This is a genomic window from Grimontia hollisae CIP 101886, assembly GCF_000176515.1.
Taxonomy (GTDB): domain Bacteria; phylum Pseudomonadota; class Gammaproteobacteria; order Enterobacterales; family Vibrionaceae; genus Enterovibrio; species Enterovibrio hollisae.
The window spans coordinates 73,248-94,173 of record NZ_ADAQ01000007.1 but is presented as its reverse complement, the minus strand read 5'-3'; the positions used below and the strand labels follow the sequence as shown (position 1 = coordinate 94,173).

Sequence of the window (20,926 nt, the reverse complement as noted above, 5' to 3'; positions counted from 1 at the left end):
CACATCACCCACTTATCCAGAATTGGGTGGAAGTCAGATTTGGCTGCGATCAGGGAAGCATTCGTTCTCTGTTTCCCCCTCGCACTTATTTACCATCACATCATTCCATTCTGTTAAGGCGATTATATGAACCTTTTAGCTTTGTTTGATATCAACAACACCTTGGTACATATCCCGTTAGGCGTAGGTGGCTATGCGATGTCTTGGATCGAAGCCATTGCCGCTGTGTTTGGGCTACTATGTATCTGGTTTGCCAGCAAAGAAAAAACAATTAACTACCTGTTTGGTTTGATAAATGTTTCCCTGTTTGCCGTTATCTTCTACCAGATCCAGCTTTATGCCCTTCTTCTCCTGCAGGTGTTTTTCTTCTGTGCCAACGTGTATGGTTGGTATGCTTGGACTCACCCAATGGCAAATGGCGAGCGCCTGAAAGTACGTTGGCTAGAGAAAAGCAAATTGATGGTCACTGTCTTGGTGAGTGTGGTTAGTGTCGCCTTGATGACGCTATATATTGATCCTGTCTTTTTTGCACTGGCAAATGTGGCCGTTGATGGGTTGAATCTTTTCGGTGCTGATCTGGCGCATCCAGCGTTACAACCTGACGCTTTCCCATTCTGGGATTCAGCGGTCACTGTACTGTCTGTGGTGGCACAAATCCTGATGACACGTAAGTATGTTGAAAACTGGATTCTGTGGGTAGTCATCAATATTATCAGTGTTGGCTTATATGCGGCGCAAGGTGTTTACGTATTGTCATTACAATACGCAATCCTGCTCTTTATCGCGATGAATGGCACCCGGGAATGGATACAGCTGGCAATGCCTCGTGCTGGCACTTTTAAGGAAAAAGAGGCGTAAGATCCATTAAACGAGATCGTATATCGGTTAGATAAAATCAGATTTTTGAGCGAACCGCCCTATACGGTGATATATAAAGCAGATGTTTAAGAAGGCGTCGCAGATTATGCAGACAGCGAATATGTGCTAAAAGCAGATGATGGCCTTTATCATCTTAAATACCCTCACCGTCAATGAGATCTTGATATGTAGCCTGCCAATTGTTGTTGCAATCTGGCAGGTTTACGCCTGCGTTACCCACCAGTTGGAATACAGGGTAAAGGGTTTTATGCCTCGGGAGAAATGGAAAGGCTGTTTGCAATCAGCTGGATCAACTTGTCTTCTTTTTCAAAGCGCATTTCCATGATTTCGCCCACCATTGAGATATCATTATCAAAGCCTGCGAAGTTATCATCATCCAGTACAAAATCACTGTATTTGTCATTAAAGTTCAGTAATGGCTCAGTGGTTTCTACGATATGGAAATACAGGTTATCAATCTCTTCGTTGGTCGAAAAACCAATTGTTTTCCAGTGCTCCATCACCATGTCATAGATTTTGAAGTGGCCAGCGGAAATATAATCCACCAGTGCTTCACAGAAACGGTTCAATTTTTCTTCGGTAGGCAGACAATTTTTTTTGCTGCCGGAAAGGCCTGCAACTTTACAATACTGGACCAACAATTCCTGTCTTAACGTTAACCAGTAGTCGATCACATCACTGTAGCCGCCCCACTGTTGCTGCGTTTTTTCAAGTTTGTTTAGCATGACCACGTTCCTCATGATCAGCGCACCTGAGCGCGTTTATAGGATTACAGCCATATCATTCAGGCCATCAATTGTCTAACATCAGGTTACTGAATTTAGAGTGCCCCAAATTGTCTGGCTAAGCAAGGATCGAAGTTGTGTTATGTCTGATCAAAAAGATCTTGTATACCTGTGTTGTGTAACTGATGGGAAACTATGGCAGATCGATCACAAGCTGCCACTTATCCCAAAAAATCAATTGGATAAATGCGTTGAAGCAAGCTACGTAATAGGTTGTCATGAAGGGTATCCTGTTGTGTATGCAGATATGCATCATTATGCAATTGGTGCTGAGTTTGATGGGTTGAGAAGCCTGCTTCATTTACCTGCCACGTTATTCAATCTCGCAGGCCGTGCAATCCAGCTGGATTATATGCGTCAGACTCAAAAATTTTGCAGTCACTGTGGGAACCTAAATCACTTTGAAGCTTCTCATCCAGCGATGGTTTGCCCATCTTGCGATGCGGTGCACTACCCAAAGATATCGCCGTGCGTGATTGTGGCGGTGAAAAAAGGGGATCAAATCTTACTGGCACATCATCCCCGCCACAAAAACGGCATGTACACCGTCATTGCAGGCTTTGTTGAAACCGGGGAAACGCTGGAGCAGTGCGTGGCGCGCGAAGTGAAAGAAGAAACAGGGATAGAGGTTTGTAATATTCGCTATTTCGATAGCCAGCCCTGGGCATTTCCGTCCAACCTGATGGTGGGTTTTATTGCTGACTATGCCAGTGGTGACATTAACCCTGACTATGAAGAACTGACGGATGCGCGTTGGTTTAGTGCTGATAATCTTCCGCTGGTGGCACCGAAAGGCACCATTGCCAGATGTCTGATTGAGGCGTGTGTATCAGCCGCAAGTGCCAGCAGGTAGCAGGCAAAAAAAGCCCGCCGTAGGGAGGCGGGTAAGATGCGATTATAGTAACTATTGTTTTTATTGGTTTAATTACAGTGCTTTACTGAATTTATAGTGATTGGATGGCGATAAAATGGCGATGCTTTATTTTGGGTAGTCGTTCCCTTCAAACCGGATGTGTTTTGCCAACACGAATTCTTGGCCTTTGTATTTGTAGTGGCGATAGCGCTCGGAGTAAAAAACTGGCTCCTGCGCGATCAGCTTCTGGTAGACGGGATAAGGATCCCGCATAAAACCTTCCGCCAGAAAATCGATCTCAGCCAAGGGATCCGCCAGTACTGCTGTGGGTTCCATACAGCCTCCTAGCCCTGCTTAATCGCCACAAAATTAAGACGCTTATAATCGGCGTACCATTGACCTTGTTGATCACAAAGCTGAGGCCGGCTTAACTCCACCATGCGATCTATCGCCTCTGCACGCTGCGCCTCATCCAGATCACTTAAAATCCCCTGCGTAAAAGTAACAAACCAACCGCGTACATCTGTGGGCAGTTCTGTCGGTCTGTCACGTAAAGCAATGCTTTCTACTGTAAAACCAGCCGCCTGTAGCAAAGCTTGCTGCTCTTCACTAGAGGGAAAGGTCCAGGGATTGCGCGAGGCGAAATCTATATCCAGATCTGCCAGTACACTTTCCATCACGCTGCACAGAATGGCGATATTGCCTTGGCCACCCATTTCAACCACAAAACGTCCGCCTGTTTTCAGTGCCAGGTAAGCACGCTGGATCAGCTGGGCTTGCTCGGGCATCCAATGCAGGGCGGCATTGGAAAACACAGCATCAAACTCATTGCTAAATTCCATTTGCTGAGCGTCGACCACACGTGCATCTACGCCACGCTGCTGAGCCGCCTCAACCATGTTTTGACTTGAGTCTATGCCGACAACGTCACAGCCAAGATCCAGCATCACTTTTGCCAGCTCGCCATCACCACATCCTAAATCCAGGATCCGCTCGCCTGGTTGTGGGGCAAGATCCTGCATCACCTTTTGGCTGAGCTGTGATACATAGCTTGCGTGATTAGCGTAATTTGTTGCTTGCCAAATATCAGTACTCACGGTTTTGTTCCTTCATAAAGATTAATGCCGCGTCCAAATAGCGGGCTGAGTTGTTTAGTCGATATATAGCACCACGCGCCATCTCAGTCGCAGCAGCCTGGTTGTTGTTTGCTAACGGCGCTAAAACGTTATAAAACCAACCTTGCGAATGTCTAGCATCAACAGAAACATGGAGATCATGATAAATGCTAGATTTATCGGACAGGCCTAAGCGTTTAAATCCTTTTAAAATATGTTTAAACCTAGACGGAGCCAAATATTCAGAAACACCAAAATAGCCAATCGCTTTATAAAACTGCTCACGGTCAAAACATAAGCCTGAAGATAGATTGCCAGAGGACTTAGATAACGTGCTTAATGTTTGCTGGATATACTCAGGGGTCACTTCCAGCTCATCTAATACATGCTTAAATAAAGTAGTATGAACTTCTTCTGATTTTCCATTTCCCATCTCATCCCAATAATTATGGGCAATTTCCATTTTAATCACACCTGCGGTGCCTAGTTGCATTAAAGCCAAGCAGTCATCAAAATTTACAATTGACGAATCTAAGCTCTTATTCATGAGTACCAAACCTTTTTTGTTTTTAATGAAAGCAATTGACTTACAAATCAATTACAACATCGAGCACATTGCTCAACATAACACCATTAATGACAACAACCCAATGATTATTCAGCTTCATTGAATAAGTATTACACTCAAATGTAGAGTAGGTGAGAAACGTTACACCGAGTATCCTCGGTTTTGTCACAAAGTTTGCTAACAAAAGTTAACATTCAACATTAGTTATTAAACTCAACAGGTATGAACCTTTTGTGTGAGTCGACATATAGTTGCGGGGTCTAACTACGGATAGATTCCGTATAAGAGACCAAAGTACGGATTAGATTAATTTGGTCTACTGGAGTACTGGGCCGATGTTTCGATTGCTGGTTCAGAGAAGGAATGGGGCAATTCTGAGTTAGCCAACGTCGCCAACTCAAAATGACACGAACGCTCTAGGAAAACTATACCCGCCTTGATGGAAATTACTCTTAGGTGCCTGTTTTGAAATTTGTTCAACGGTCGGTTTTTGGTGTTGGTGCCAGTGCTGGCGCGGGTTCGTGGTGGTGGCGGCTGATCGTTGTTTTTGATCCTCTGATCGTCTGTTTTGACCACGTAAAACACAGACATTGCTTTAATATCAGTAGGTTACTCCCTTTACCTTGCGCCTTGGTTGATCGTTAAAACTGAAAAACACTGGAAAAAAGCGCACTTTTTGAAATTCCTGATCGTCGGCGAAACCCCAGCCGCCGTGCGGGTTGGCGGTGTATTTTTGCAAAATTCAAAACTGAAATATTTTTTAGATCGTAAACGTCGCGGGAGGGGAGGAGGAGCGCGGTTTACGTGGCGGAAAGGTTCACGTCTGTGGATTACGTGGCCGCTGTTTGGCATGTGGTGAGGCGTTCGTGATGTGTGTGGTGCGCTGGCGCGGTAGGTGGCTTATTTTACGTGGGTTTATTTGGTGATGGGATCCAGGCGGCCTTTCAGGGCGCTTGATGCACGGCCTTTGCTGGTCATGTCGCCTGCTGTATCCGGCCCGCTGGTTGGTGCGCCTGTCTCTGGGCTGGTGTGTTTATGGGTGGCGCAGGTGTCGGCCAGCTCTGTGACCACTTGCATCAGCTCACTTAGCAGTTTGAGCACGTTCTCACCGTCTGAGCCAATCCATGTTTTGGGGGCACGGTGGTCTTGCTCTGTGTTCGCGCGCACTTCTCTTAGGCCACAATGAAGCTGGGCCAGCTTATCGGTGATGTTTCTGAAGTTGCCTTGCCCGTCTACGTGCTGATAAACCCCTGGGCGCTGCTGGTAGCGGCTTTCGCCTGCGTGGATGGCGGGCAGCTTCCAGCCCAGCGGCAGCACGGTGCGAATGAAGGGTTTATCCGGCTCACCATTGAAAAAGGCGACTTCAACGATGGCGCCAATGGCGGGCGGCTCTAACCTTCCGGCGTGCTCGCCGATGCCTGACACGGGCAATGGCACAGCCTGAAGGGTTGGAATGTCTTCACGTTCCATGAAGTTGCTGTCCAGCAGTTTCACGTCTGCGGCGTAGTGCGGATAAAAGCGATCAGATAAATCGCCGTCGCTTGGCAATTCTGTCAGGGCCACGACTTTGGCGGCGTGTGGTAAATGCCAACCGCCTGTTAGCTCTGGGAACAGGCGATAGATTATGCGCTTTATCGTGTTTACGTCCATTCGATGATTGTCTCTGTTGCTGCGTGTTCGACGGTTGCCAGCCTGCGGCCATTCACCACCACGCCCGGTTTCAGGTGCGGAATGCAAGGCAGGGTGGTTTTTTTCAGTGCCTGGTGCGGGTTCATAATTTGCGTTGGCAGTTCAACGGGTTTGTTTGCCCAGTAGCTATCGGCCCAACTTCCCACATAAATTCTGCCGTCGCCTTGTTGTTGCCAGATGAAATCAGGAATGCTGAAAGCCTGGCCGATTGCCTCTAACAGGCGGTAGCCATTGCCGGTTGAGTAGAAACAGGGGATGGCGGTCTGGCTGTAAGCTTTTTCAGGAAAGACGAACTGCAACCCGGTTTGCTGTGACAGGTTGCTGAGTACGCCCGCCAGATTGGGGTGGCGCATCACCACATGCCATTGGTGATACAGTACGGCGGCGAGTTCACGGCAGAAGATTTGCACGTAACCGGGTTTGCCGGGGGACACGCGCTCAATGTAGCCGGTGAACACGCGCTTAACCGAATCCCCCCATCCCAGCTCAATGGCGACGAGCTGATGCGTGTCGGCATCGCCTTTGATAGTGAATTGCGCCCGCCCCGGTGCGTTATCGGAAAAGGTCAGCCGATGCTGGCTGACGTCCGTCAATGTGTTGCCTTTCCAGCATTGGATACGAAATTTTGCGTTATTCATGGCAGTGCCTTTTCTACCGCATGTAGCACGCTCATAAACACGCTCATTTCCACGTCGGTGTCCGGTGGCACCTCAGCAGAGGTGGTTGGCAGTGAGGCGGGTGTCGCCACGCCTGTGGCTTTTTGCTGCGCTGCGGGTTTTGGCGGTTCGCGCTTTTCGGTGCGCTCGGCCACGCTGAGGTGTTCAACCAGTTCAAAGGCAATTTGCCACTGGCGCAGCTGGGCATCTTCCTGTGCGGTCACGGTGCCCTGAAATTTCACCTGGCTGATTTTCAGCGCGTCAGCGGTGCGGTTGGCAATCCGGTACGTCACGCGGGCGCTGTTGTCTTTGGCGCGGGCAAGGGTATACAGGCGATTAAGGTCTTTGGCCTGCCTGAATGGCAATGTGCCCGTCACCACCAACACCGTGGCTTTGTCGCCGGTTTCGGCCTGGTCGGTGGCGGCAGAGCTGCCGGACATATCCTGCCCGGCAAGTTGCTGGCGCGCGGTGACGTTTACGCCTTTGAGCGGGATGGGGGTCGCGGACAGGGTGAGCATTTAGGCGGCCCCTGGTGGCGTCGGCCAGGGATGATCGGCTTTGATTTTCTGCACCGCCGCATCGGCCTGTAAGGCGTATTCTTCGGCCTCGACCTCCCGCCCTTGCCGTGTTAACCGGTGTGCTTCCATATACAGCGGGTCGGAAATCCGGCCATAAGCCGCACGGCGCTGGTCCGTGATGGCGGCAACCTGGTGTTGGTACTGGTTGGTTTCATTGGTCACCCACGCGTCCAATGCCGGATCCCATTCGTCAAAGCGGGTTTGGGGCTTAACCAACGTATAGTCGTCTGTTACTTCGCTGGCGTCACTGAACACATTTTCAGCCTGCGTTGCTTTGTGGTAGGCCGTCACTTCAATGGGTTTAGCTTCAACTATCCAGGTCTGGCTTTCGAGATCAGCGCGGCATTGCTGGGTTTCCGTATCATGCGCCGGTACCGGCTCCCACAACGCAAACCTGGGCTTGATGTAATCGGGATACCCGGCAATCAATGCAACAGGCACTGCACCGGTGAAAATCAAGGTTTGAGGGTGAAATGCGTAGGCGGTTTTCATGCGGATGTGCCTCCGTTGTGGCCCCGGTGGATAAATGCGGCAAGGTTGAGGGCTTTTCCTCGGAATTCTGATGCAATCGGCACAACTTTCGAGGCTTTAAAATAAACACCATCTGCGCCAGTCAGGCCAGATATTGAAGCTGGCTCAGTAGCAGAGCCGGCGACAGCTCGGTTTTCAAAAGGACCAGAAGTAATTAATGAGACTTTGCCACCATCACCTTGATAGGTAACGTTACCAAATCCTCCTTCAATCTCTCTCATGGCATCCCCTTGCGTTTCCCCCTGTGCCACCCCTTCTGGCGCACCACGCAAGAAGGTCCCCAAATGCAAATCCGGCGGGGTAAAGGTCGAAACACCATCACCATCGCCATACTTTCCTGCGTATTGGAACGGGTCAGCATCTTTCAGCGCTTGCGAGACTACCAAACCATTGTCCTGAGCGAACTGCCAAAGCAGCGCATCCACATCGCGTGAAAGTGCCATGTCTCCGCGTGCGGGCACCTGCCACGGCTTGGGTGTTGCGCTGAACGCGTATTCAGGATCGCCAACCTTACCGCGCAGTATCCTGGCTTCAAGCTCGGCCAGCTTCGCGTTCATCTTGCCGCTGACACGCAAATCCACCACGGAACCATCCGCCTTAATCCTCGCCAACTCTGCCACGTAATGGTCGCGGCCCTCACTGTCGGTGTAGTCGGTGAATGCGTCATTGGTGGCTGTCACCTGGAGCAGGTTTTCATACGCGGAAAGCGCGGTGCCATCGCGGTAGGCGTCCAGCCACAAGGTGATCGGCTTGTCAGAGACGGTTTGCACCATTTGCGCAGCTAATTGCACGCGCAGGCCGCCGAGGTAAACCACCCCCGGTGCAATCAGATACTTGGTTTGATCGACGTTGTGGCGGGTGACAGCAAAGCCATCAATAAACGCCGTGTGGCCGTAGTTATCGAGGCCGTGCAGGCGGTGGTCTTCGTCCATGCCGTTCAGACGGGCCTGATAATCAATCTGCCAGGTGGCCGCATCCATCGTAATGTGCGCGGCGTCGGCGGCACCGTCGAACTGCATCAGCATGGATTTGGTCAGGGCCATGCCGGTTTCTTTGGTTTCGGTGGCCTTATACACCACCATGGCGCAACTGTTCGGCACCTGCGTGTCACGCAAAAACATGGCATTGAACGTAAACGGTGCCGTGCTGCCGGGGATCACCACCGAATACACCACCGCGTTACTGCCGGATTTACCGGTTTGGTCAACGGCCTGTTGGTGAACCCACTGGCCTTGCGGCGGCAGGGTCACGGTGCGGTCAATCGGCTGGCTTAAATCCAATTCCGGGATCAGGGCAAAAATGATTTCGTTCAGATCTGTCGGCTGACCGAGCGACACCTTGTTTTGCAGGTATTGTTCAAACTGTAACGGGATAACCGTCTGGCTCATGGTTAACGCTCCCCTGTCCTTATGGTTTGCGCGTCATCGACGCAATAAACATCTGTTGGTTGTGCTCGATGCGCTGTTGACGCACCGCCACACGGGTGTCGTTGCAGGCGTTGGCCGCTTCCAGCGCAAAGCGGTGGCCGAATGCGGCGCAATGCATGTACAAGGTGGCCGGGTATGTCACATTGAACCGGTAACGGCGGCAGGTTCTGCCGTACTGGCGGATCATGGCATTCATCAGCCAGTTCTTTTGCGCCAAATCGCCGTCAGCGGTTTCGATGGTCACGACATCCCATTGCACCGGATCTTCACGCTCGTGGATGTCCATCCAGTCAATCCCAAGTCTCGCGAACATGTTTTTGAACCCCCGCGTTTCACCGGCATGGCGGGCAAAGGTGTAAGCGTTCGCCACCCGGATGCGGAAAATCCTTTCATCTTCACGTTCCAGCGGGGAGATATCCCGCTCCCACGCCATCAGCTTCACGATCCCCAAAGGCGCAGTAAGCGCATCAAACTGGGTAAGGGGCAGGCGCAATGCGGCATCCACTTTCCGCCAGTAGCGGCGCAATGCACGGGCAAATTTCACCAGTTCACTGCCTTCGCGGCCCATCCAGTATTTGAAGTTGATGTCTGGCAGCTTCATGCAGTCAGCCTTGTAAATTCACGGTCAGAAGGCCGATACGCGGAATGGTCAGGTGGCTGACAATATCGGCCTGGTCAAACTTCACCGACTCCAGCCCCGGCAACAGTGCGTGCAATTCCCCTTCGAGGCGGGAAAAGCTGAAACGGCCAATGGGCTGGGTGCGGGTCACGGCGTAATCGCGGTTTTCGCGGAACGCCGATTCGGTGATGAGTGCCACCTCCGCGTTCAGCACTTCGCGCTCTGCGTCGGTCAGCTCAGGTTTCGGCCACACCGACACCGTGATGTCATGGTGGGTTTCCGGCATGGCTGTCACCTGCACATCATCACCGTGGCCGTGCAGTTCCCTGTCTGTGATGCGCTGTTGCAAATCCGCAATCAGTGAGGGGGCCGGGTTGCCGGTGTCTAACAGGATAAGGGCATTGGCGGTGCCGGGGCCGCGTGGGGCGTTGTGTTCGAAAAACACGTTATCGTTTTGAATGCCTTCCGCCTGGGTCAGGATGGCGCGATAGGTGGCATCAATATGCCATTGGTTCACCGCAGACCACTGGTTGCGCACGCGCAAGCGCAGTTCGTCTTCGTCTTCTTCATCGGCACCTGCCACCATCAGCCAGTCTTCTTCATGGGTGGCGGCCGCAATACCTGACGGCATGACCGGCAACACCCGGTAATATCCCGCGCCAAGGTTATAGGCGGCCCCCGCGTGCTCAGCCTCGACAACGGCGTCCACCGTTGTGGCGTTTTCCGGCATCACGGTATCTTCCAACACTTTCACGCGATAGATATTGCCGTTGATGACCTCGGTCTGAACCCAGGTGCCCGCCGGGATCAGCAGCGCAGGCCCTTGCCGTGCCGCCCGCAAAAAGACCATGTTGCCCTTGGCCTTGCTGGCAGGTTTGGGCGCCACATTCACTTCCCAGGCTTTTTGCTTCAGGAACGTGCCCGAGGCCGTTGCCAGAAACAGGTTCGGCATGATGTGTTTGACCAACAACCCGTTAATCAGCCACGTGGTGCAGACAATCACCGCCTGTTCGACCATGCGCCAGAAGGGAGAAAAGCGGCTGTCGTTGTTGATCATGCTGCCTTCTTTCGCCATTTCCGCTTTCAATACCGCTTTCCAGCCAGCCGAGTCGGTCGGAATGCCTGCGTCTTTGACGATTTGCCCATAGTCCGGCGTTGGAATATCAGCCATTGTTGACCACCTCAAGTTTCAATGCGCCGAACTCGCGGGTATCGGCAAAAATCCAGATGTGTCCCAGCCTGGGCTCTTCCAATGTCACCGTGCCTGGCACTAAACGGGGTTCTTGTTCCACCAACAGTTCGATTTGCTTTTTCAGGTCGGCACGGCCAGAGGGTGAATTTTCACCTACCAGGGCCACGGCCAGGCCGCTTTCGATGATCGCGTGCTTGATGTCCTGGGCTATCACGGCGCGGTCCTGGATCAGTACCGGGTTGCGGCCGTCATCCAGCACCACGTCGCCGTTTTCAATCAGCATGTCCTGGTAGATGTAATCTCGGTTCATGGCGCGGCCATCTCCAGTTCGTGGGCAAGATCTTGCGGATTGTTGACCTGCTGGGCATAGATGTTCACGCCGCCATAGTGGGTGCTGCGGCCCTGGTTGTAGGTCGCCATTTGACGGGCCACGCCGCCTTGCTGAATGCGGGCACGGGGGGGGGCTTGCTGTACCGCGTCAATCTTTTGCCCTGGGGTGTCGTCGTCTCCGAAACCGGGGATCCAGGCAACCAGCCCTTTCACCGATGTCATGGCCGCATCAAAGCCACCGCTTAACCAATCAAACAGGCTGCCAAATACCGCTTTCAGTTCGTCGCCGATGGCAAACAGGCCATCAAAGGCGGTGAAATCAGTGAACCCGCTGGTTACCCATTGCCAGCCACCAACAATGGCTTGGAAAGCGGCGCGGAACGGGGCGGAAAGCAGGGTGATAGCCTCAAACCAGGAGGTGTCACCAACGCTGGCTTTCAAGTCTTCCCAGTAGTAAGTCAGTGCCCCGATGGCCGCGACTGCTGCCACACATGCACCGACAATCAGAATGATAGGGTTGGCCGCAATCACCAGGTTCAGGGCCAGCATTGCGCCTTTGGCAACGGCCAGCGTTTTGGAAAGCGCACCGAATGCGACGGTCACGATGTTGAGCAAGGGCGCACCGAGTGCGACGGTTGCCCACAGCATTTTCATTGCGCCTGTGATGATGGTGAGCACACCGCCCGCGGCGACAAGGCCAAAGAAACCCAGCCCCACATAACCCAGCCACTTGGTGATGTTGGGGAATAGCCTGGTCCATTCCACCAACTGCATAGCGCCATCTGCCAGGCCCTGCACCATGGGCAGCAAGGACGGCAGCAACGCCGTACCAATTGCCGCACGAATGGCGAAAATGCCCGCTCCCATGCGCTCCCATTGATCAGTCATTGCCGCTGCCATCTGTTCGGCCACATCCAGCCCTTGCACCTTGCCGAGCTGGTCAATCGACCCTGCCAGTCCGTCGGTGTTCTGCATCAATAGCTGGATCATCCCCACCGCTTCCTGCGAGCCGAACGCCTTGGAAAGCTCTGCCGATTCTGCCACCGAAATGGTGTCACCAAAACGGCCTTTCAGTTTGTCGAGAATATCGACAATCGGCAGCAGTTGGCCTTGCGAGTCAGTGAATGACAGGTTCAGCGTATCTTGCGCCTTAGCCGCACCGGCAAGGAAAGCGCGGTATTTGGTGCCCGCTTCGCTGCCGCTCATGGTGGCTTGCAGCGTACCGAGGATCGCCATTTGTTCGGTCATGCCCACGCCAACCGAAGTGGCTGACGCCCCCACAGAGGTAAACGCCGCACTCATTTCCGCACCGGTGGTTTTGAACATCTGCACCGCTTTGGCGGTTTGGCCGCCGAGCATGTTTACCCAGTCGGCTTTGCCCATCTCAGTGGCCGCATTCTGGAAAATGCCGTACATGGTGCCCACGTAGCTAGTGATGGTGGCGGTGTCTGCCTTGGTCGCCGCTGCTAATACGCCGGATGCGCGGGTGAACCCGGACAGCTCGTTGCCTGTCAAGCCACCAATGGCCGATTGAATATCGTAAGATGCCGCCACGAATTCCGACGCCGACTTGCCATATTCCACCGAGAATTGCAGCGCGGTTTCTGCCAGGTTTTTTAGCTGCGTATCTGCCACCCCGAGTGATTTCACCTCACCCAAGGCGCGGTCCATATCAATGGCCGGTTGCAATGCCTGTTGCAGGGCAATACCTGCCCCCGCCACGCCTGCCGCACCCGCCACCATGGTGTGGGTGCCGTCGCGGTAGCTTTTGGCCATCTCACCAAACTGGCGCTGAATATTGCCAAGCGGCTTGCTGATTTGGTCAATCAGGCCAACGGTAAAACGTAGCGGTTCAGGTAGTGACATTCGTTATCCTGTAAAAGCTTTGGCGGTGCCGTTTGCCATGGCCGCGCTCATGTTTTCCCAATATTGCTTTTCCAGCACCAGGGCGCGGGCGATGTTTATTTCCGTGTCCGGCTCGTGGGGTAGCCACTTGCGGCGCAGGGCGTACATCTGGAGTAAGTCGCTGCTTTCCAGCGACCTCACCAGGGCAGTTATTTTTTTACCGTGATCGCCACCTTCGGGGCGTACTCACCAACGATGGAGCCGGCCACTTGCAGCATGGCGCCGGGGTTTTCTTCATCCAGCTGGCGCAGCGCGTCTTTGGCGTCGTCGCCGTCGGCGCATTGCATCACAAAGTTGTGGGCCGATTCGGTCAGTTCACCCCGCGCCATGGCCCCGATGTATTCGCCGTACAGCTCAGGCGTGGGGGTGAAGGTGATGTCAGTGCCTGCAATGGTTAACACTATCGCTTTGCTCATGATGTTCGCTCTCTGTCTAACTTGGTTTCCAGACGGTCAAACCGTCCGTTGATGGATGCTTTCAGGTCGTCCACCGCTTCACGCAGTTCGTGTTTGGTGGCGTACTTTTCCGCCACCTCGGCGCGTTGCTCCATAATGGCCAGTTCGTTTTTGTGGGTGCGCTGTTCCAGCTCTTTGGCGGTCACGGCGGATTTCTCTGCGCGGGTGTAGACGAAACCAATCAAGCCCAAAAGAAACGTTGCGATTGCCAACCACACGCGCAAATCGTCCATTTAGCCCCCTTTTACGGCCTGCTTCAGGCCACCAAGGATGCCTGCAGGGGTCATTCCCTTTGCCACCTGCTTGTCCTGGCTGCGCTTGTGAATGCTGATGCCGAGCACCGCCAGCGCAACACTGAACAGCGGGGTTAAGGCCACCACGGCATTGATCACCGCAGCGGCCTGCGCGGGATGAAACACCAAGGCAAACGCCACGCCGAAGAACAGCAGCACCCACGCCAGGCACATGGCATACCCGAAAGTAGGCCGCCAGCGGCGCACAAACGCATCATTGCTTGCGAGTTCTGCTTGCATCACCTTGGTTTGCTCGGTGATCGCCAGCTTGCGTTCCTCGCTTTCGAGCTTGGCGTGTTCAAACGCCAGCTTTTGCAGTTCCTGCTCGTGGGTGAATTCCAGCTCTTGCACTTTCAGCAGGGCATCTGGGTTGGTTGCCAGTTCCAGCTCAATCGCCTGCGCTGAGTTTTCAACGCCCAACTTGCTGGCAACCATTGCGCCCACGCTTGCCCCAACGGGGCCGCCTATCACCGAACCAATCAGTGGTGCGACACGGCCTAAAATCTGTTTCACGTTCTGCCACATGGCCCTAGTCCTTTTTGATGGTGAGCGTGGCGGGCTCGCCGCCGAGTTCAGTCATCAGCGCATTAAATGCTGCGGTGGATTGCATCACCGCCCACTCGCCGTGCAGTTCTCCAAAGTTCACCCCCGGTGCCAAACAGCCTTGCAGCTGGCCTGGCGTGTTGGCTTTGTGGATCAGAATGTGGGTGCGGATCCCCTCCCAACGGCCAACACCGAGCTCCGGCGCTTCCAGTGCGTAACACACACCAAACTTGGGCGAGTTGTGCGGCAGCAGGTGGTAAGTGCCTTCCGGCACACATGAGCGGCTTTTGGCGTTGTTCAGCCAAGGGCGCTCAGCCATCACACACACCTGTGAACCGTCTTCACGGTGCAGGGTGCCGAAGGTGCCGTCTTGGAAGTAGCGGCGCGTTAATACAAAATGTTTCAACGTCGTCCCCTCCGTTCAATCACTTGCTGGCAGTCCACGCAGGTGCAGCAGTGGGGTAAACAGTGTCGGCGGACGGCGTGAATTTCCTCGCCGCATTCAACGCAATGCGTTTCGCCGTTCGGGTGCTGGCGTTTTTGCAAGGCCGAGGCTGCCAGCTGGTTCGCCAATGCCACTTCGGTCTGTCTGGCTTCGCTATCTGATGCACTGTCGATAAAATCCGGCATGGTGACTACCTGATGATGTCGACGGTTTCGTCACGCGCCAGATACGGCACGCCGTTAATGCTGACAAAATCCGGATCGGTGACATCAAACGGAATTGTGTGCATCAGGGCACTGCCGCCGTTGCTGTCGGCATCAATCAGGCTGGCAATTTTCAGCTTGATGCCGAACATCTCCACTTTCAGCTCGTCGCGGTCGGTTTTGCCAAACCCCATGGCATCAAACGGTTGAATGCCTCGGAATGAACCGGCACGCTGTGCCACTTTCATCAGCAGGTTGAAATTACTGGTGTTCAGCTCCAGTTCGCCGCTCGCTTCCACATCACCTTCCACGTAGCCATCCGGCACGCCGTTGGTTTTGGTCACGGTGGTGTTGTCGGTGATGTCCAGCGTCCATTTCTGTGCGTTCAGCTTCAGGCCGTCCATCATGAATTTGAGGTTCTTACCGGAAATACGCATGGGTTACGCCTCCGCCTGGTTGGAAAGGTCAAGCGCGATATTCACCTGAATGTGTTTCGGGCAGTTGTGCGGGGTGACCACCAACCCAATCGCCACCTGGGTTTTGCTCATCCACTGAATGGTTACGTCCCCGTCTTCTGGCGGCATGATTTCGCCAGGGAACTGAATGTCGCCAACCTGAATGCCCTTACTCATGTCGCGCATGTCTTTGGCGAAATACTGCTTGTTCATCTCGATAGACTCCGGCGTGGAATTCAGAATTTTGTCGGCAATGCGGCGAATGGCTTTGATGCGCACACGGCGGTTCAGCTTGTGCACCGGACGGATATATTCCAGAAACTGGTAATCACCGCCTTTGGCTTCCAGTGTGGCGGCATCGGCCCAGTAAATGCCCTCATAATCGGCATACCACTGCGGCACGCTCAGGCGTTCACGGGAAAGCGCCCCCAGGGTTGCCAGCCCCAGCGGTTTGCCTGCACTGTCTAGTGGCGCATCGCCCAAATCCAGCACCGGGCCGGTTGCCACACGCATGGGGGTGTCGGCAATGGTGACGCTGCGGTTGCACAAACGGCCTGCCAGCACACCCGCGTTGTTGCCATGAAGTTGTGGCACAGCCACCACCATGCTCGCGGCCACGCCCGTTTGCAGGGCAATGGTGGCGGTTTCGTATTCAGACCAGGTTTGCAATGCGGGGTCGATACCCGGCACCGCTGCAATAAAGAAGCACCAACGCCCCAGCTTGTTAGTCAGTTCAGCGGTCACCGCTTGCATGGCATCGAACGCTGCTTTGTCGGTGGTTTCGTCGATGACCGCCACGGCCTCGAATGAACCGGACTCGTTGGCGATGTCCACCGCCTCTGCCCAGGTGAGCACACCGTCGAGGCCGACGATTTCCGCCGTCCAGTTCTGGCCGCCGTTCACCTGCGCCGCTTTCACGTTCGCCGCCAGTGCGTCGTCTGGTTGTTCGCCATTTAGAAACAGCTCGTCAAGGTCGGTGGTTGCATCAATGCGGGTGACTTTGCCTTGCAGCGCTGCCTTGGCGGTGGTGCCGATGAACAGGAAATGCCGTTCAATTTCGGGGATGCCGCCCTGTCCAAGGTTGAGGTTGTTGACCTCGACTTGTCCCAATGCCATTGTTATTTCCTTTTCTGTGCCTGCCCGAAAATCTTCACAAGCTGGCGGTTAACGTCGGTGTGTTTGCTGCCTAAAATCTGGCGTTCGGCCAGTGGAATGTCCCACGCGGTTTGCTGGGGCTTATCGCTCATCACCCGGATGATTAACCCCGCTTTCCCCTGACTCAGGTTTTCCATAATCCATTTGAGAGAGGGCTTTTTCGGCTTGCTCTTTTTGCTTTTGCCTTTCGTTACTTCAAAGCCCAGCTCCCTCAGCTTTCTGGCCTGCCCCTTGGTTGCAGGCGCTTTGTAGTCTGGTTTTCCCCAGCGCTTTTCCATTTGCCTTGCTGTCATCCGTTGGGTTTGGCCCAGGTGGTGCCGCGCCGCTGTTCTGCCTGCCATTTTGTTGCGCCAGGTGAGGTCCAACTCTTTCGCGCCGTTTTTTACGTAGGGCTCTAACCCTTTCGCCATGCGGCGGAACATCTTCTTGCGGCCTTTCTTGCGCTTTCTCGGCGCTAGGCTTTTGCCGTGAATGTCTTTTTGCTGGCGGATGCGCTTTCGTGCGTTGGCCTTTTCCCAGCGCCCCAGCGTTTTTAAAATCCAGATGCGCTTTTTGGGTGGCAGGGCCAGCAGGGCCAGTTTTTCCTGAAAGTTCAGCGCATCACGCGCGCTTAACTTAACCGTCGGTGGCATGGCTGATTTCCGCCTCTTCGGCCGTATCTACCGGCACGGTCTGCACGCGGTAGGTTTCGCCCTGGAACACAATCAGCCCGTTCGGGTCTGGGATCATTTCAATCGGCTCTGACAGTTCGAGTTCAATGGTGACGTCCACCGTGTCATCGTCGAGAATATCTATCGCCAGTGTGGGGTCTTGCAGCTCAAGATCTGCGCGTTCGGTGTCGAACTCGCTGATCCAACAGGCCACCGCAGCGAGCAAATAGCGCGGGTCTAACAGGTGATGCGGAAACCCTTCAATGCTGACCACGGCGTTGTACTGCCATTCGGCGATGCGAATGCCGTGGCCTCTGTCATCGCCGTTGATGACGATTTTTGCGTTTTCCTGCCAGGCGTCGATGTTGTTATCCAGCACACGGGTATTGAGGGCCTTCACCACGTATTCGGTGAGGTGCTGCAGCTTGGTTTGGGTGTAAGCCTCTGTCATTAGATAAGCCCTATGCCGTTGGGGCTTTCGCCCTTGATTTGGGCAATGTCCCGCGTAGATTGAGCGCGGAACCGGTCGCCCTGTTCGCCGGCATCTTCTGCCGTGTTGTCGGCTTCATCGCGGCGGTTCTGGGTGGCGAACTCTGGCAGCAAATCGGCATGTGCCAGTGCGTACACTGCCCGGTGGTAAAGCTTCAGCTTTGTGCCCATCAGCGTGGCAGGCTCAATGCTGTCTAACTGGCCTTGCACGTTGTCAGCGGCGATTTCAATCGCCATGGCAATGCTGCTTTCGTCAAACACATGCGGGATACGGCGCACCTGACGAAACTCAGCGGTGGTTACATCCGGCCAGCCGCGCCCCGCAATGAGGGTGTTATGGGTGCCTGGTGCCTTGCCGCTAAAGCTCATGCTCGTTCCTCAATAAGTGCGCTTTTGCCCACTGGGTCGACGGTATTGGGTTAGCGTTACCGCTGCCCACCTCGCCAGCCAAAGCGCATGGGGGGGGGTGGAGCCGGTTATAAATTCGTGCCTTCGGTCAACGCACGGATGCGTGCCGGAATGCGGTTTTTGATCAAATCGCCCACGCCGATTTTTGGATGCAGGTCGTGGGCTTGGGTGAGCATGGCCAGTGCCTTTTCAAGCGTTTCCACGCTGCCGACACTGGGCACATTCACGTTGCCTTTTTCATCGCGCAGCAGGTATTGGCCGCCGAGTTTGTACAGCCTGGCGCTGACCTTCTCGAACACGCGCCATTCACCGCGTTGAATGCGTGCCATCACCTGGCTGAAATACGGGTCAATAGCATTGCCCTGTTTCACCTGCTCGTCAGCCCAGTTGAACACCGCATCGGCGCAGAAAGTTTGCCAGTCACGCTTGAAGCGCTCTGGTGTGGGGTGGTTCAGCGCAATGGCTTTCAGCACCCATGCCATGAAGGTGTCCATGTCGCCGGTGTCGTAAAACCAGATCACCATGTCAGAGAAAACCGGGTTTTCTCCCGCCGCGCCGCTTGCCAGCCACGCGTCCACCTGCGGGCGGTACTTCGGAATGAGAACCGAACGCTTGTGCGCAATTTTGTCTGAAATCGCGTTGAAGCCGCTCAGCACCTTGCGGTCTGCGTCGAGCTCAATGCGTTGCAGTTCGAGAGCGTCTGGGTTAACCGCCGCGGTAACAGGCGGGGGGGGCCCCGCCGCCAGCGCCTGACGTTTCGCCCGGATGGCTTTCTGGAATGGACTCGTCATGCGCGTACCCTTATGCGATGGCAACGGCGTCGATGGCGGCAAACTTCTGAAAGTTGCCGATTGCGTAGCCTTCGTTACGCAGCCAGGAGTTTTCGAATGCCTTGCGGTCTTCTTCATTTCTGGCCTTACGCCATTGGGTGCCGGTTTGCTGAAGCACTTGCAGGTTGCTCAGTGACGTTATCCAGATTTGGTCAGCCGGGAAGAACGGCGGAATGTAGACCCGCATGCCGCCCACGGATTTCGACAACATTTGCGCGGCGTTGTGTTCGGTCGGCTTATCGGCTTCCCCCATCAGGCGTGATTGCTCACTGGCAACCAGATCGCGGCCAATCAGCACCACCAAATCCGGGTCGTCCACGTGCTCTTCAGCAATCACCGCGTTGCGCAGGTCATTGACCATGGCATCCAGGTTTTTGTGTGACCCCACCACTGTGCCTGTTGGGTCAAGCGTGGCACTTGCCAGCACCTGGCCTGCCGCTTTCTCCTTCACGATGGTCAGCCAGCCTTTGTTGACATCCTGCCCCATCGGGTTGGTTGTCGGGTTGGTGGTTTCCGCGACACTTGTGCCATGAAAGCCCACGCGCAGCATATCCAGCGCAAAATGCCGGGCAATGGCGGCATTCATCAACTTGGTAAATTCCCCCGCCTTACCGGCGTTGGCCCACTGGGAAAGCAGCGACCAGGGGATAGAGGCACACGAATCGGTTTCAACCAGCTCATAGGTATTGCCTTCCACGCCCAGCGCTTTGCGAAAACGGCCCTCTTTCTTGCGGCCTGTAAACAGCGCACCGCCACCGACATCGACCACCTGGCCTTTCAGCTGGTCAACCGGCATCACGGAAATCAGCGACAGGAAGGCGACCGAATGCAGCATGGCTTCGCGCAGCCTGGTTTCAACGGGCGGGGAAATGTTGAACAGGGTGTCCAACCTGGCCACGCCCGTTGCCTGCATGACGTTGGCGCAGTATTTGTCGAGGTACTGCGTTGACATTGCGTTCAGCATTTAAAATGCCTCCACGGTGGTGTTGTCGTTTGCCCCTTCACCACTCGGGCGTTGGTCTGGCGCTTCTTCCAACAGTGTGTTGAATTGGGTTTCCAGGCCGCTGAGCTTGTCTGCCAGCGGCTTGATGGCGTCCGTCACTGCTGCGCTGAATTGCTCAACAGTCGGCGCGGTTGGGGTGTCGCCGCCATTGTCGCCGCCGGGCTCGGTTTCTTCGCCGTCAGGCGGTGCAGAAAACTGTTGCTCGATGGCGGCCAGGCGTGAGGCGAACGGCTCCAGCGCACCCTCGAGTGCGGCTTTCAGTTGTTCTTCGGTCACGTCGGTGTCCTCGGTTGGTTTCGGTTTAGAAAAGCTGAACAGCTTTCGCCAGGCGGGTGTTTTCTCGGTGTTTTCTTCGGTCACTTCTTCAATCACGAAGTGCTCTGGCTCTGAATACAGCTTGCTGGTTGCTTTGCAGAACTTGAGCTTTTCAGTGCCAAGGCTTCCCGGTTCATCGGTTACACCAAGGCCACCAAGATAGTGCTTGCCAGTGCCGTCGAAGTCTTTGACGTTGATTTCGATAGAGCAGAAGGTTTTCTGGTCCATTTCGTTGGCTTGCATTAGCTGTGAGTTAGGGCGAAGGCGGGCAAACAAACGCAGCTTGCCTTGCCATTCTTCCGCTTTCAGCGCAACCACATCGCCCCACGCGCCGAACCAACGGCGGTGGTCAGGCCAAATTCGTGCAGTGTATTCATCAGGGTTGTAGGTGTCGGCCATTTCCTGAATGACGTTGTCAAGGATCACGCGCCCATCAATGGCGTTTCCTGCGGTAGCGATGCGAATCCAGTTAGTCAGCAGCTGAGGCATAAACCCTTGTCCTTTAGTGCGCTTTTGCGTGTTCAGAATTTCAATTTATGGGCAAGTTACTGTGTT

At 54.3% G+C, this 20,926-nt stretch carries 29 protein-coding genes; 2 read left to right on the top strand and 27 right to left on the bottom strand.

The window, feature by feature from the left end:
- The first annotated feature begins 126 nt into the window (after positions 1 to 126).
- Positions 127 to 858 (top strand): nicotinamide riboside transporter PnuC, encoded by a 732-nt coding sequence (gene pnuC, locus VHA_RS01680; protein ID WP_005501193.1) that lies wholly within the window; start codon positions 127 to 129, stop codon positions 856 to 858.
- A 266-nt stretch (positions 859 to 1,124) separates the two neighbouring features.
- Here the strand turns inward: pnuC and VHA_RS01675 are convergent, their stop codons facing one another.
- Entirely contained in the window at positions 1,125 to 1,604 is a 480-nt protein-coding gene (locus VHA_RS01675; RefSeq protein ID WP_005501191.1) for an Rsd/AlgQ family anti-sigma factor, read from the bottom strand.
- A gap of 142 nt (positions 1,605 to 1,746) precedes the next feature.
- On the opposite strand from VHA_RS01675, the gene nudC reads away from it, so the two are divergent.
- Positions 1,747 to 2,517 carry an NAD(+) diphosphatase gene (gene nudC, locus VHA_RS01670; protein ID WP_005501189.1) on the top strand — a complete coding sequence of 257 codons (771 nt, stop codon included), beginning with the start codon at positions 1,747 to 1,749 and terminating at the stop codon, positions 2,515 to 2,517.
- 126 nt (positions 2,518 to 2,643) lie between these two features.
- Here nudC and VHA_RS01665 read toward each other — a convergent pair whose 3' ends face one another.
- The 26 genes from VHA_RS01665 to VHA_RS01545 all read right to left on the bottom strand — a co-directional run bounded on the left by VHA_RS01665 (position 2,644) and on the right by VHA_RS01545 (position 20,860).
- Positions 2,644 to 2,853 (bottom strand): hypothetical protein, encoded by a 210-nt coding sequence (locus VHA_RS01665; RefSeq protein ID WP_005501187.1) that lies wholly within the window; start codon positions 2,851 to 2,853, stop codon positions 2,644 to 2,646.
- Positions 2,854 to 2,861: 8 nt separating this feature from the next.
- Positions 2,862 to 3,614: a class I SAM-dependent methyltransferase gene (locus VHA_RS01660; protein WP_005501186.1), complete on the bottom strand. Its 753-nt coding sequence runs from the start codon at positions 3,612 to 3,614 to the stop codon at positions 2,862 to 2,864.
- Positions 3,604 to 4,179, bottom strand: coding sequence for an iron-containing redox enzyme family protein (locus VHA_RS01655; protein ID WP_050778517.1), 576 nt, complete (start codon positions 4,177 to 4,179; stop codon positions 3,604 to 3,606). The genes VHA_RS01660 and VHA_RS01655 overlap by 11 nt, the downstream gene beginning before the upstream one ends.
- A gap of 936 nt (positions 4,180 to 5,115) precedes the next feature.
- Positions 5,116 to 5,850: a hypothetical protein gene (locus tag VHA_RS01650; RefSeq protein WP_040527982.1), complete on the bottom strand. Its 735-nt coding sequence runs from the start codon at positions 5,848 to 5,850 to the stop codon at positions 5,116 to 5,118.
- Positions 5,841 to 6,527 (bottom strand): hypothetical protein, encoded by a 687-nt coding sequence (locus VHA_RS01645; RefSeq protein WP_040527980.1) that lies wholly within the window; start codon positions 6,525 to 6,527, stop codon positions 5,841 to 5,843. The genes VHA_RS01650 and VHA_RS01645 overlap by 10 nt, the downstream gene beginning before the upstream one ends.
- Positions 6,524 to 7,063 carry a baseplate complex protein gene (locus VHA_RS01640; protein ID WP_005501184.1) on the bottom strand — a complete coding sequence of 180 codons (540 nt, stop codon included), beginning with the start codon at positions 7,061 to 7,063 and terminating at the stop codon, positions 6,524 to 6,526. The genes VHA_RS01645 and VHA_RS01640 overlap by 4 nt, the downstream gene beginning before the upstream one ends.
- The gene (locus tag VHA_RS01635) at positions 7,064 to 7,615 is read right to left on the bottom strand and encodes a hypothetical protein (protein WP_005501183.1); all 552 of its coding nucleotides are present in this window, start codon (positions 7,613 to 7,615) and stop codon (positions 7,064 to 7,066) included.
- Positions 7,612 to 9,042 (bottom strand): phage tail-collar fiber domain-containing protein, encoded by a 1,431-nt coding sequence (locus VHA_RS18525; RefSeq protein WP_005501182.1) that lies wholly within the window; start codon positions 9,040 to 9,042, stop codon positions 7,612 to 7,614. Before VHA_RS18525 ends, VHA_RS01635 begins: the two co-directional genes overlap by 4 nt.
- Positions 9,043 to 9,061: 19 nt before the next feature.
- Positions 9,062 to 9,682, bottom strand: a complete 621-nt coding sequence (locus VHA_RS01625; RefSeq protein ID WP_005501181.1) for a phage tail protein — start codon at positions 9,680 to 9,682, stop codon at positions 9,062 to 9,064.
- Between the two features lie 4 nt (positions 9,683 to 9,686).
- Positions 9,687 to 10,871 carry a baseplate J/gp47 family protein gene (locus VHA_RS01620; RefSeq protein WP_005501180.1) on the bottom strand — a complete coding sequence of 395 codons (1,185 nt, stop codon included), beginning with the start codon at positions 10,869 to 10,871 and terminating at the stop codon, positions 9,687 to 9,689.
- Positions 10,864 to 11,202, bottom strand: coding sequence for a DUF2590 family protein (locus tag VHA_RS01615; RefSeq protein WP_005501179.1), 339 nt, complete (start codon positions 11,200 to 11,202; stop codon positions 10,864 to 10,866). Before VHA_RS01615 ends, VHA_RS01620 begins: the two co-directional genes overlap by 8 nt.
- On the bottom strand, positions 11,199 to 13,088 hold the full coding sequence (locus tag VHA_RS01610) for a phage tail tape measure protein (protein WP_005501168.1): 1,890 nt from the start codon (positions 13,086 to 13,088) through the stop codon (positions 11,199 to 11,201). Before VHA_RS01610 ends, VHA_RS01615 begins: the two co-directional genes overlap by 4 nt.
- Positions 13,089 to 13,091: 3 nt before the next feature.
- The gene (locus tag VHA_RS18985) at positions 13,092 to 13,235 is read right to left on the bottom strand and encodes a DUF6890 family protein (protein ID WP_005501165.1); all 144 of its coding nucleotides are present in this window, start codon (positions 13,233 to 13,235) and stop codon (positions 13,092 to 13,094) included.
- 41 nt (positions 13,236 to 13,276) lie between these two features.
- Positions 13,277 to 13,543, bottom strand: a complete 267-nt coding sequence (locus VHA_RS01605; RefSeq protein WP_005501163.1) for a putative phage tail assembly chaperone — start codon at positions 13,541 to 13,543, stop codon at positions 13,277 to 13,279.
- Positions 13,540 to 13,815 carry a hypothetical protein gene (locus tag VHA_RS01600; RefSeq protein ID WP_005501161.1) on the bottom strand — a complete coding sequence of 92 codons (276 nt, stop codon included), beginning with the start codon at positions 13,813 to 13,815 and terminating at the stop codon, positions 13,540 to 13,542. Before VHA_RS01600 ends, VHA_RS01605 begins: the two co-directional genes overlap by 4 nt.
- Positions 13,816 to 14,400, bottom strand: a complete 585-nt coding sequence (locus VHA_RS01595; protein ID WP_005501160.1) for a 3TM-type holin — start codon at positions 14,398 to 14,400, stop codon at positions 13,816 to 13,818.
- Between the two features lie 4 nt (positions 14,401 to 14,404).
- The gene (locus VHA_RS01590; protein WP_005501159.1) at positions 14,405 to 14,824 is read right to left on the bottom strand and encodes a DUF5675 family protein; all 420 of its coding nucleotides are present in this window, start codon (positions 14,822 to 14,824) and stop codon (positions 14,405 to 14,407) included.
- Positions 14,821 to 15,048, bottom strand: a complete 228-nt coding sequence (locus VHA_RS01585; protein ID WP_040527978.1) for a TraR/DksA C4-type zinc finger protein — start codon at positions 15,046 to 15,048, stop codon at positions 14,821 to 14,823. Before VHA_RS01585 ends, VHA_RS01590 begins: the two co-directional genes overlap by 4 nt.
- A 5-nt stretch (positions 15,049 to 15,053) precedes the next feature.
- Positions 15,054 to 15,503 (bottom strand): phage protein, encoded by a 450-nt coding sequence (locus tag VHA_RS01580; protein ID WP_005501151.1) that lies wholly within the window; start codon positions 15,501 to 15,503, stop codon positions 15,054 to 15,056.
- Between the two features lie 3 nt (positions 15,504 to 15,506).
- A complete protein-coding gene (locus VHA_RS01575; protein WP_005501150.1) occupies positions 15,507 to 16,637 on the bottom strand; it encodes a DUF2586 domain-containing protein in 1,131 nt (376 codons plus the stop codon).
- Between the two features lie 2 nt (positions 16,638 to 16,639).
- Entirely contained in the window at positions 16,640 to 17,308 is a 669-nt protein-coding gene (locus VHA_RS01570; protein ID WP_005501149.1) for a hypothetical protein, read from the bottom strand.
- Positions 17,292 to 17,777 (bottom strand): phage tail protein, encoded by a 486-nt coding sequence (locus VHA_RS01565; protein WP_005501148.1) that lies wholly within the window; start codon positions 17,775 to 17,777, stop codon positions 17,292 to 17,294. Before VHA_RS01565 ends, VHA_RS01570 begins: the two co-directional genes overlap by 17 nt.
- Positions 17,777 to 18,184, bottom strand: a complete 408-nt coding sequence (locus VHA_RS01560; protein WP_005501147.1) for a head completion/stabilization protein — start codon at positions 18,182 to 18,184, stop codon at positions 17,777 to 17,779. Before VHA_RS01560 ends, VHA_RS01565 begins: the two co-directional genes overlap by 1 nt.
- A 107-nt stretch (positions 18,185 to 18,291) precedes the next feature.
- Positions 18,292 to 19,014 carry a phage terminase small subunit gene (gene gpM, locus VHA_RS01555; protein WP_005501146.1) on the bottom strand — a complete coding sequence of 241 codons (723 nt, stop codon included), beginning with the start codon at positions 19,012 to 19,014 and terminating at the stop codon, positions 18,292 to 18,294.
- Between the two features lie 10 nt (positions 19,015 to 19,024).
- Positions 19,025 to 20,017: a phage major capsid protein, P2 family gene (locus VHA_RS01550; RefSeq protein ID WP_005501145.1), complete on the bottom strand. Its 993-nt coding sequence runs from the start codon at positions 20,015 to 20,017 to the stop codon at positions 19,025 to 19,027.
- Positions 20,018 to 20,860, bottom strand: coding sequence for a GPO family capsid scaffolding protein (locus VHA_RS01545; protein WP_005501144.1), 843 nt, complete (start codon positions 20,858 to 20,860; stop codon positions 20,018 to 20,020).
- Between the last annotated feature and the right edge of the window lie 66 nt (positions 20,861 to 20,926).